The organism is Acidocella aquatica (assembly GCF_030160635.1).
In the GTDB taxonomy this organism is placed as follows: Bacteria; Pseudomonadota; Alphaproteobacteria; order Acetobacterales; family Acetobacteraceae; genus Acidocella; species Acidocella aquatica.
This window is the reverse complement of sequence record NZ_BSOS01000060.1, coordinates 1-1,244: the sequence shown is the minus strand read 5'-3', so window position 1 is coordinate 1,244 and position 1,244 is coordinate 1. Positions and strand designations below refer to the sequence as shown.

Sequence of the window (1,244 nt, the reverse complement as noted above, 5' to 3'; positions counted from 1 at the left end):
CAAGGCACGGGATGAGGCAACCGGATTGCGGGCTTTGCTCTGGCGGGATTTTACCGCCTGCCACAGTTCATCGTCCACGATCCGCAGTTCCGGCACTTCGGTGACGACCCAGCTCTCCGGCGGATTCGGCCGCGAAACCCGCTTGCCGGTGGCCGGGTCCTTCACGTAGCGCAACCGGTTCCACACCAGGCGGCCGATATACAGCTCGTTATTGAGGATGCCGGTGCCGCGCTCGGCATTGCCGTTGATGGTGCTCTGGCCCCAGCCGACGCCGCTGGGGCCGGGGATGCTCTCCTTGTTCAGGGCATGGGCGATGGCCCGGGGCGATTGCCCGTTCACAAAATCCCGGAAAATCCGCCGGACGGTCTCCGCCTCGATTGGGTTGATCTCGCGTTCGCCGGCCGTGGGGGTGCCGTCGGCGGCGAAGCTGCGAATAATTTTATAGCCGTAGGCATTGCCGCCGCCGGATTTACCGGCCTCAATGCGGCCGCGCAGGCCGCGATGGGTCTTGAGCGCCAAATCCTTGAGGAAGAGCGCGTTCATGGTGCCCTTCAACCCGATGTGCATCTCGCTGATGTCGCCCTCGGCAATGGTAACGATCCGCACATCGGCAAAGCTCAGCCGCTTGTACAGCCCGGCGATATCTTCCTGGTCGCGCGACAGGCGGTCCATCGCTTCGGCCAGGACAATATCAAAGCGGCCACGGGCGGCATCCGCGATCAGCTCCTGCAAGCCGGGGCGCAGCATCGAGGCGCCGGAGATCGCGCGGTCGGAATAGCTGTCAACTACGGTCCAGCCCTGGCGCTCCGCATGACCGCGGCATAGCCGCAGCTGGTCCTCAATCGAGGCATCACGCTGCAAATCTGAGCTATAGCGGGCATACAGGGCGACACGCATCGTTAGGTTCCGGATATGGCCAAGCGCCCTGGGGCGTCGCCCGATTGGAAATGAACCGGGGGCGTCAGGCCTGGATCCACGCGTCCATCCCCATCCTGTCCGGGGGGGCAGTTTATGGGAGGCAGCGCAGTTTTGGCAAGAACATATTGGGGGGCAGCGCGGTCATCGCACCAATGCACAGCCGCGTGCCGGAATGGGGGCGGCGGGCCAATAAGCCAACAATCGGCCGCCCTGCCCCTTTGCCGGGTTTGCGCCCTATCTGGTCATTAGCGGGGCGGGAGGGGTAATCCCCCCGTTTTTAACGGGGCTTAATGGTAGAATTCACGCGGCGAGTTTCAGTTTCTGGG

1 protein-coding gene is annotated in these 1,244 nt (G+C 63.6%); it reads right to left on the bottom strand.

Annotation, left to right across the window (positions count from 1 at the left end; translation table 11 throughout):
- A partial coding sequence (locus tag QQJ84_RS09325; RefSeq protein ID WP_284257893.1) for a recombinase family protein occupies positions 1-897 on the bottom strand: 897 nt, incomplete at its 3' end.
- Positions 898-1,244 lie beyond the last annotated feature (347 nt).